Source organism: Emergencia sp. 1XD21-10, from assembly GCF_009936045.1.
GTDB classification, from domain to species: domain Bacteria; phylum Bacillota; class Clostridia; order Peptostreptococcales; family Anaerovoracaceae; genus Senimuribacter; species Senimuribacter intestinalis.
Genome location: NZ_QWEQ01000084.1, coordinates 1 through 817, shown reverse-complemented (window position 1 = coordinate 817; position 817 = coordinate 1). Strand labels below are relative to the sequence as shown.

2 protein-coding genes are annotated in these 817 nt (G+C 40.6%); both read left to right on the top strand.

Annotation, left to right across the window (positions count from 1 at the left end; genetic code table 11):
* Positions 1-248 precede the first annotated feature (248 nt).
* Positions 249-569, top strand: a complete 321-nt coding sequence (locus tag D1151_RS16415; protein WP_161873779.1) for a hypothetical protein — start codon at positions 249-251, stop codon at positions 567-569.
* A gap of 5 nt (positions 570-574) precedes the next feature.
* Positions 575-817 (top strand): hypothetical protein (locus D1151_RS16730; protein ID WP_207708632.1); only part of this gene is annotated, 243 nt, incomplete at its 3' end.

Genomic DNA, 817 nt, shown 5'->3' with positions numbered 1-817 from the left:
GAAGCAAGCATAAATGCTTTGAATTTTTTAGATTCCCTAGATGGCAATAAAATACTCATTGCTCAAATTTTACGAGGCCCACAATTCACACAAAATGAACTGGATAACGTATTCAAAGAATTTATTGATAACATTTATGGGAAGAAATCCACATTTCGTAGAAAATTGTAGATTAATGCCGGCTAATTTCGCAGCCGAATGGCGAGGGCGTTAATCGCTACGGAGAGAAATAATGAAAGGAAAGCGAAATGAATAGAGAATTAAAATTAGGCGTAAGAGACACGACGAAGATTGAAGCTGCAATTGGAACTTGCTATGATATCTTTGGTGGAGATGAAGATTTTGAGAATCGGCCGAAGGAAGCAGAGGAAATTGCAAGGACGGTGCTGGTAGACATGGCGGGACTTGGAATTAAAGGAAGTCACTTTACCTTATATGATGACTGGGAGAGACCGGAAGCGTTGAATACCATCTTGCGTGTATGCAGCCGATATGGCATCAATCTGACGCTGATGCGGCGGGATAAAGACGGCACATGGCAGCCGGAAGAGAAGACCTTTTGGGGGTAGACGTGATGGACAATATTGATTTACTTTGCGAAAAGCCGAATGATACGCTAACTTTTGCTAATCCGTTGTACTTCAAGAAGGGTCAGCGAGATAGCATTCACGAAATGCTGGAATTAAGCAGACACAATATTGTAATAAAGATACATCCCACAAAGAATTATTTGCATTCTGACCTTGTGCAAAACTACAATTATTGTTACAGTAATTGTGAGACGTTGGACGAGGAGGAAAAGAGGTTGAGGATTAAA

Bases quoted from the DNA above. Each gene is read 5' to 3' on its own strand.
- D1151_RS16415 (WP_161873779.1), top strand. From the start codon at position 249: ATGAATAGAGAATTAAAATTAGGCGTAAGAGACACGACGAAGATTGAA.